Origin of the sequence: Vibrio sp. F13, from assembly GCF_020806305.2 — a bacterium.
Lineage (GTDB): Bacteria > Pseudomonadota > Gammaproteobacteria > Enterobacterales > Vibrionaceae > Vibrio > Vibrio crassostreae_C.
Genome location: NZ_CP170176.1, coordinates 1768943 through 1777361 on the forward strand (window position 1 = coordinate 1768943; position 8419 = coordinate 1777361).

Genomic DNA, 8419 nt, shown 5'->3' on the forward strand with positions numbered 1-8419 from the left:
AGTTTTGGAGAAACATGTTAGGCGAACACAAAAAAGCCAGCTTACTTAGCTGGCTTTGACTTCTATACGAATTGCTTTCTATGGCACACCGTGACCTTTAGATGCCACCCATACGCGATACCACTGTTCGCGCGTCAGCTCGATTTTCAGTGCATCAACGGCCGTCTTCACACGCTCAATCTTACCAGAACCAATAATTGCAATTGGACTAGATGGTAAACGACGAACCCAAGCGTAAATCACTTGATCAATGCTGTCTGCACCGACTTCTTGACGAATCGCCTCTAGCTCATCACGAACGCGAACCGCTTGCGCTGAATCACCACTGAAGATGCTACCACCACCGAGACAAGACCACGCCATCGGGCGAATGCGGTTCATCTGCAGTTGATCTAGCGTGCCATCATGAGCCACTTCGAAGTTCAATGGGTTGATTTCAACTTGGTTGGTCACTAACGGCTTACCGAGTCGAGATTGAAGCAGTTCGAACTGACGCGGTGAAAAGTTAGAAACACCGAAGTGCTTAACTTTACCTACTTTGTGTAGCTCTGCGAACGCTTCTGCTACTTCATCGGCATCCATTAACACGTCAGGGCGGTGAATCAACAATACATCGATATCGTTAACACCTAAGTGCTCTAATGAGTTATTTACTGATTGGTAAATATGCTGCGCGCTGGTGTCATAGTGATTGATCTTACGATCTGGAGTGTGGTCACCACATAGGTTGATATCGCACTTGGTGACGATTTGAATATCATCACGAAGGCTTGGTTCAAGCGCTAACGCCTCACCAAACAACTTTTCACATTGGTAGTTACCGTAAATATCCGCGTGATCAACAGTTGTGATGCCAAGATCAATATGTTGCTTCAGGAAAGTCAGGCGTTGTTGCGGGGTCATGCCCCACTCTGCTGTACGCCAGTATCCTTGCACCAGCTCAGAAAGTTCTGGGCCTTGTGGCGCTATCGTTACTCTTGCAACCATGGGTTGTCTCCTTTATCAATACTGAACGTATCCTAATCTCGTTTTACCGAAGGCTCAACGTATAACAAATGGCAAAGCTAAACGCTTATTAAAAATGTGAGAGCCGCAGAAAAACGAACACTTAAATGAATTATAACTTGCTGTCTGCCCGCGAGCCGTTCTCCTGAAAGGCTTGTTTAGCCTAATAAATAACGAAACTATCTATAAATTTGAGCAATTAAAAACGATTAAGTTCAACCGTTAAGTTGTCACCATCACTCTGTAACTGAATCCAAGGAGAAGTAGAGCTAGAAGAAGATAAGCTAGGCACATTCCACACACTCAGTTGCTCTGCTGAACCGTGAGGCGCGTTGATGAATTCGACCAGCTGTTTATCCACCTTATCGAAACCAACACCTTCATTTCGAGCTTGTTCGAGTTGAGCTGTAACATCGAATTCATCTTCACCAATACGAATTGAACTGAGAGCAAAGCCATCTTGGCGAAGGTATGCCTGAAGCTTTGTGTAACTTAGGTCCGAATATGGCAGGTTTAAGCGAACCGTTTCGACACTTGAGTCCCCCAACTCCAGTTCAACATACACATCCAGGTCGTAATATTGGGTTAAGTCACTGCACAACAAAGTACCTTCGATCTCACCACAATCCATCAACTCGATATCATTAATATAGTTTTGAGAATTCGGCAGACTTGGGCTGCTGTTAAATACTGTTCTTAGCCACCAGCTTTCGGTTGCTTGCGCTGAAAATGAAATAGCATTGAGGGACAGCATTAGAGGCAAGATTAGAACTTGAAAGATTTTCATCGACTGGGCTTATTTAGCGCTATATGAAGTGTCCATTATACGTGACCAAACGACAAACAACTGCTCGAGTCGCAAATTTTAGGCGAAAAAAAACGGGCATACATGCCCGCTAGATAATTTCATCACCGAATAACGTAATCCGTCACGTTGAGAACCATTACGAAAGAGAGAATATCACTCTCCCACAACAGTTACAACATAACATACCCATTACTTGTAGCCACCTTCAATAGCAGGCTCTTCAAGCGACAATCTGACTTTGTTACGTTGAATAGCTTCTGGCGGCAAGCTGATGAAGCCGTATTGGTTCAAAACGACTTGATGATCTTGTGACAAGGTAAGCCCAACAAAGAACTCCTCTTGTTCCGTAAAGCCTTTGCGATGCGCTGGAATATTCAAGTACATGTAATAAACCGTTGCTAACGGGTAACGACCAGAGAGGATCGTTTCTTTGTTTAGGTCGTAGTTCACACCTAGGTTATCAACCACGCTCAACCATTTCACATCAGAGATCTGATCTGAGTAAACGGTGTAACCAATGGCGGCATCTTCGTCTTCAATCTTATTAATCAGATCAGGTAAATCCGCTAAGAACTGAGTATGGGCATATTCTCCTTCTGTTCCACATTCGACCCAACTTGAAAAGGTAGTATGGCCTTTCAGGTTGTGATCAATGGCAAAGGGCAACATATGAGTATCTAGGCTTTCACCGTTACGAATATCACTACTTGCTGACCATTTTGGATGTTTAGGATCGTTAGAACAACCAAACACATCAATTAATTCAGCGACGGTGATTGATGTCGCAGGGTTATTTTCATTGGCTAGAATCGCAATCACGTCAGCGGTAAACATCAGCTCTGTTGGCCTATAACCGTAACGCATATCAAACCTTGCCATCTCTTTGTCAGTCCACTTTTTGGAAGTGATACCAACACGCGAGCGCTGCATGATCATCTGTTCTGGGACGCTGTCACTCAACAAGATTTCTAAGTCGATCTCTTGGCTCTTAAGCAGATCTTCTACAAGCCCCTGCATATTCGGCTCAATCGCGACCAAACCAATGTCACTGGCATCATTCGCAAATGTCGATACAGAGAACAACGCAGGTACAGCAGCAAGCAGCAAGCCCGATTTATTAGCTAGACATTTCATTACTGGCCTCCTACTGGATCAATCGACGTTTTAGACTCAACATCGCTATTACTATCGAGCTGCATTTCTGAAGTGAAGATGTTCCAAGATGGGTTCACTTCCATGCTTTCTGTTTTAATCACCGCGATCGTTCTACGCTTACGCTTGTGAAGATGCTGAGTTAAGCTGGTTATCTGAGTAAACTCTTGTTCAAAGATTCGCTCACCATTGATGCCTCTATCAATCAATGCGTCTCGAATCACGCCCGTTCTTTTCTTGGCCAATGCTTTGTTATACACGTTTGTACCTTCAGCACTGGTATCTCCGACCAAGGTAACCGAAGCATCAGGCTGCTCTCCTAGTAAACGCACCAACTCATTTAATACAGCGGTATGATCAGGTTTAAGGTCATACTTATCAAAATCAAATGCCACACTTAATACTTCAACGTCTTCGACAATTTTCCAATTGGCACACCCTTTAATGTCTACCGTTACACCTTCTGGCGTATCGGCACATAGATCTCGCTGGTTAATCACACCATCTCGGTCATTATCCGCTAAGTCATCAATTTGGTGGCGTGTCATTGTCGTATCAGGCGTTTCTGCACATCCCATTAGCAAGATAGAGCTAAGTAGCGCTAGTTTAAAATATCTCATTACTTATTCTCCCCTTGCCACTCTTCTGGATGTTCAATCCTCAACGCATACGTCAACATACCCATCGCATTTAACACTCGATAAGCCGCTAACGTTTGATCATATTCAGTGCTGATGAAGTTTCTTCGAGCCAAAAACACTTCTACTTTTGCATCCAGTACATCAAGAAGGCTTCGTCTGCCAACATTGAATTGCTGGATATAGCCAAGCTCTGCAATTTTCGCTGCATCAACATTCTGTTGAAGTAAGGATTTTTGCTGCTCAAGCATTTTGTAAGCGTTCCAAGCCAGTTGTGTACCTTCTCGAACCTCACGCTCTGTTCGTAATCGGATCGCCCTTGCCTCTTCCACTCGCCAAGCTGACGATTCAACCCTGGAGTCGGTAGAGAAGCCATTAAACAGGTCATAATCCATCGTCAACATGATACGTGCATCTTCATCGACACCGCCTGGCGGGTTAGATACGTTGTCATTCTTATTGGCATGAAGCTCAAGTTTTAGTTCTGGGTAGTAATCCCCTTTCTCGCGGCGCATCTCTTTACGAGCCGCGTCGATATCAAGCAAAGAGGCTTTGATTTCAGGGTGATTCTCGACAGCTTGTTCAAGTGCGACCTGTGCTGAGCTTGGTAATAGAGCGTAATCAAACCGGGGGTAAACCAAGTTCACCGCAGGTTTGCCAACCAAGCGTAGATACTGAGTTTGCAAATCAAACAGGTTGTTCTGAGCGGCGATAAGTGAAGACTGCGCGGTCGCGACACGGGCGGAGATTTGAGCCAGATCCGAGTTGCTACTCAAGCCTTTGCTCTTTTTATCTTGGATATCTTGATAGATCTCTTGGTGCTCTTTTACATTACGCTTAGACAATTCAAGTAGCGTCTCTGCTTTTAGGATATCGAGGTAATTTCTCACCACATCTAACGATACGTTTTCAGCTCGCGAAATCAGAGTTAGACGCTCAGCTTCTGCTTCGAACGTCAGTCGATCGACATTCGATGTGGTTTTAAAACCATCAAATAGTAACTGGGATACTTTAACGCCAATTTCCGTTCTCGTTAGGCCTCGATCATCGGTATCAAGTTTGCTACCACTGTTGTAGCGCGTTTCTTCATAACCTGCTGCCGCGTACAAGTTCACTTGCGGCATATACAAACCACTCGCCGCGTCTCCGTCTCTGACCACCGATTGGTATCGGGAGTATTGCGCCAATATCTCTGGGCTATAGTCGATGGCAAAGGCCACGGACTCTTCTAATGAAGCTGCTTGAGACAGCCCACTCATTAGCAAGCAAGAAGAGAGTAAGAATTTTGAATGCATTACACTTCCTTTTATATTTATGCTTTAACCCACTTCATCGTTCACGAAGTGAGTTTTCCTTAGCTCGTAAAATAGGTTTTAACCAATAACTCAATACTGTTTTCTCTCCGGTTAATATATCGACCGCGACTTGCATCCCTGGGATAATGCTAAAGGCAGAGTTTTGTTGCTGGTCTTCGTTTAACTGAATATGGGCACGATAATAGGCGTTTCCGTCTTCCGTTTGTAAGGCGTCGGCACTCACGTAAATCACCTCGCCTTTAAGTCCGCCATAAATGACGAAATCGTAGGCCGTGAATTTCACTGTTGCACCTAACCCGTTATGAACAAACGCAATATCTTGCGGAGAGATTCTCGCTTCAACAATCAGGTCACTGTTTGATGGAATGATCTCAATGATCGGCTCGCCGGGACGAACTACACCACCAATGGTACGCACAAAGATCTCTTTGACTGTGCCATCAACGGGCGCGACAATTTCAGTACGCTTGAGTTGGTCGGCAATCGCCTGCTGGCTTTCGTTCAGCTGCGCTATCTTGCTCGCCACTTCATTCAACTGGCCTTGCACTTTGGTACGAAAATCTAAAGCGATACTTCGATGATCCGCTATCGACTCTGAGTAGGCAGCTATCTGCTTCTGCGCTGCTACTTTTGAGCTAGCAATATCACCTTTGAGTTTGACTACATCACGGTTGAGTTTAAGTAGCTCAACTTCCGCAACAGCACCGCTCGCTACCACGTCTTTCAGCATGTTGCGCTCACGAATCACAATCTCGAGGCTGCTTTCAAGAGTCTGGATATTGTTAAACGTATCGACACGAGCTTGGTCTTGTTGCTCGATACGAAGTGCCGCCTCTTCCAGTTCAGACTTCAACTGTCCTAAACGTTCTCGGTAGTTCGCCTTGGCATTCATTAACGCAGGGTGGCTTGATACATCAACCGCAATATCTTGAGGCACCAAGACCACTCGCTCATACCACTCTTTCGCATCGTTATTTAAAACGACCGTCGACAGCTCAGCCTTTAATCTTAATTGCTGAGCAAGCAAGGTATCCGCTTGTTGAGCCGACTCTAAAAACGCCGCCTTAAAACGTGTGTCTTCTAACTTAGCTAGAGGTTGCCCCTTCACTACAGATTGGCCTTGTCGCACCATGATCTCTTGAACCAGTCCACCTTCTAAGCTCTGAATGGTTTGCACCGAAAGACTTGGAACGACTTTACCTTCACCGATCACGACTTCTTCTAATGTTGCCCACGTAGCCCAACCGATAATTGATACAATGAGTAGAGCACTCAACCAAATCAGCTTTCGAGAGCGGAATGCTAAGTGGTTGTTGTTCCATTGAATATCATTACTCATGACGACCTCCCTTCACCACAGATACCGTCTTAAACCGGCTCGTACCTTTAGGTACACTTTTCTTCTGTAAAGAGAGAATTTCTTTAGGTTCACCTTCTGCCACGATTTGACCTTTATCCAATACAATCACTCGATCACACATCATCAAGAATGAAGACTTATGGGAGCTGATTAGCATTGAGGTTTCTCTCGGCATACTTTGAAGTGCATTAAAGAACTGAATCTCGGCCTTCTTGTCTAGCGCGCTGGTGGGCTCATCCATGATCAATAACTTTGGACAACGATACAGAGCTCTCGCAATGGCAACGGCTTGGCGCTGACCACCAGAAAGTAACCGACCACCCTCACCGACAGGTGTTTCAAGGCCATTGCTTAGGCGCCCCATGTAACCATTCAAACCCGACTGTTGAAGAGCTTGTCTTAGCTTTTCTTCATCAACGTTGGTCGCACCAAGCGTAACGTTGTCGTAAACACTGCCAAAAATAAGATTAGTGGTTTGCCCTACCCAACCCATGCCACTACGCAGAACGCTGGTTGGCCATAATTGCCCATCGATTTCTTGATAGAAAGCTTGTCCTGTTGTTGGCAAATACTGGCGCGCAACAATCGATAGTAGAGTTGTTTTACCCGCGCCTGCCGCACCGACAAGACCAACTCGCTCACCCGGTTTGATCTCTAGGGAAATCTCCTTTAATGCAGGGCTTTGAGTCTCTGGATAAGTAAACGTCACTTCATCTAACCTAACCCCACCATCAAAGTCTCCTTTGTCGATAACTTGGTGTTTGGACTCTTCCTGAGGTAGCTCCATAATCTGATTCAGCCCTTCAACGGCCGAACGTGTTTGCTGGAACCTCAGCAATAGAAGAGAAAGCTGGTTCACCGAACTTGCAGCGCGCCCACTCAACATCACAACGGCTATCAAACCACCCATACTCAGCAAGCCTTCAGAGATCTGATACACGCCGAAGATGATCAGAGTGATGGTAACGATCTGCTGACTGGACTGAATAGAGTGCGTCACGATATTGGAGTAATGACGAGATTGAGTCTGCCATTGAGAGAGCGACGAAATCGTCTGTTCCCAACGCTTCTGGGTAATACCCTCAGCATTGTTTTGCTTGATATCCGGAAGGGTTGTTAAGCAATCAAACAGCTGGGCTTGTCTTTGTGTCGAGAGACGTGCGGTTTCATCGAATGTTTTCTCGACCTTGCCTTTCATCGCGATGCTCAGCACAATCAAAACAAGCATGATCGCGACAGGTATGAACATCATTGCGCCACCGAGCCAGCCGATAAGCAGTAGGAATAACAAAGTGAATGGCAGATCGACTAAAGTGACTAACGAGATAGAAGTGAAGAAATCTTTCACGCTATCGAAGTCTTGAAGCTGTCTGGCAAATGCGCCTACCGATTGAGGTCGATTTTCGAGCTTCATACCAAGGACTTTCGAGAACAGCTGAGAAGACAACTTGTTATCAATATAGCGCCCAGCCATATCAGTCACAGAGCTTCGTGAGCTTCTCAATACCCAATCAAAAATAACAACGATACCAACGCCTGCTGCTAATACCCAAAGCGTGTTAAACGCTTGGTTTGGCACAACACGGTCGTACACATTCATGGTAAATAACGGAACCACTAGCGCAAGCACGTTGATCAAGAACGAAGCGATAAACAGATCGCGATACCAAGGCTTCACTTCCTTGACGACACGCCATAACCAACGGGTGTTGGACTTATTCTCGCTACGTTCATGGGATTGAACACGCGCATCATCAAGCGCTTGAGCACCCACTTGCCAAACAAATGCATCCACTTTAATGACTAAGTCTTTAAGGAGAATTTGTTGGCTTAAGTTGGATTCACAATTCAATACTTGAAAGTCGCCAACGGAGCTTTGGGTTACGACAAGAGGAGACCCTGTCGCGGACTCAACAGCAACAACAGGGAACTGACATTGATTCAATAATTCTTTTTTAACGTGGCTCAGCGTTAACCCCGATTTCTCAATCGCTCTTGGAAAAAGGGATTCATTGAGCCTGCCTTCATTTAAAGGTAGGCCAGACACTATTTTGGAAGGGTGACTGCGAACATTAAAATGCTCACACAACCACTCAACACAAGCTAGCCAGCTGTCTTTTTGTTCTACCAATCTAAACTT

7 protein-coding genes are annotated in these 8419 nt (G+C 45.3%); all 7 read right to left on the bottom strand.

Going from position 1 to position 8419, the window contains the following annotated elements; translation table 11 throughout:
- Positions 1–78: 78 nt before the first annotated feature.
- The 7 genes from LMH68_RS22675 to LMH68_RS22705 all read right to left on the bottom strand — a co-directional run bounded on the left by LMH68_RS22675 (position 79) and on the right by LMH68_RS22705 (position 8410).
- Positions 79–987, bottom strand: coding sequence for an aldo/keto reductase (locus LMH68_RS22675; protein ID WP_017064347.1), 909 nt, complete (start codon positions 985–987; stop codon positions 79–81).
- A gap of 217 nt (positions 988–1204) precedes the next feature.
- A complete protein-coding gene (locus LMH68_RS22680; RefSeq protein WP_017071598.1) occupies positions 1205–1792 on the bottom strand; it encodes a hypothetical protein in 588 nt (195 codons plus the stop codon).
- A 210-nt stretch (positions 1793–2002) separates the two neighbouring features.
- Positions 2003–2947: a PstS family phosphate ABC transporter substrate-binding protein gene (locus LMH68_RS22685; protein WP_017059474.1), complete on the bottom strand. Its 945-nt coding sequence runs from the start codon at positions 2945–2947 to the stop codon at positions 2003–2005.
- Positions 2947–3585: an OmpA family protein gene (locus tag LMH68_RS22690; RefSeq protein WP_017059473.1), complete on the bottom strand. Its 639-nt coding sequence runs from the start codon at positions 3583–3585 to the stop codon at positions 2947–2949. Before LMH68_RS22690 ends, LMH68_RS22685 begins: the two co-directional genes overlap by 1 nt.
- Positions 3585–4898 carry a TolC family outer membrane protein gene (locus LMH68_RS22695; protein ID WP_017059472.1) on the bottom strand — a complete coding sequence of 438 codons (1314 nt, stop codon included), beginning with the start codon at positions 4896–4898 and terminating at the stop codon, positions 3585–3587. The genes LMH68_RS22690 and LMH68_RS22695 overlap by 1 nt, the downstream gene beginning before the upstream one ends.
- A 34-nt stretch (positions 4899–4932) precedes the next feature.
- A complete protein-coding gene (locus LMH68_RS22700) occupies positions 4933–6258 on the bottom strand; it encodes an HlyD family type I secretion periplasmic adaptor subunit (protein ID WP_229647360.1) in 1326 nt (441 codons plus the stop codon).
- The gene (locus LMH68_RS22705) at positions 6251–8410 is read right to left on the bottom strand and encodes a type I secretion system permease/ATPase (RefSeq protein WP_229647361.1); all 2160 of its coding nucleotides are present in this window, start codon (positions 8408–8410) and stop codon (positions 6251–6253) included. The genes LMH68_RS22700 and LMH68_RS22705 overlap by 8 nt, the downstream gene beginning before the upstream one ends.
- Positions 8411–8419: the final 9 nt, after the last annotated feature.

What these genes read in the sequence shown, in the direction of transcription:
- LMH68_RS22675 (WP_017064347.1), bottom strand. Translation starts at nt 987, where the DNA reads ATGGTTGCAAGAGTAACGATAGCGCCACAAGGCCCAGAACTTTCTGAG.
- LMH68_RS22680 (WP_017071598.1), bottom strand. Translation starts at nt 1,792, where the DNA reads ATGAAAATCTTTCAAGTTCTAATCTTGCCTCTAATGCTGTCCCTCAAT.
- LMH68_RS22685 (WP_017059474.1), bottom strand. Translation starts at nt 2,947, where the DNA reads ATGAAATGTCTAGCTAATAAATCGGGCTTGCTGCTTGCTGCTGTACCT.
- LMH68_RS22690 (WP_017059473.1), bottom strand. Translation starts at nt 3,585, where the DNA reads ATGAGATATTTTAAACTAGCGCTACTTAGCTCTATCTTGCTAATGGGA.
- LMH68_RS22695 (WP_017059472.1), bottom strand. Translation starts at nt 4,898, where the DNA reads ATGCATTCAAAATTCTTACTCTCTTCTTGCTTGCTAATGAGTGGGCTG.
- LMH68_RS22700 (WP_229647360.1), bottom strand. Translation starts at nt 6,258, where the DNA reads ATGAGTAATGATATTCAATGGAACAACAACCACTTAGCATTCCGCTCT.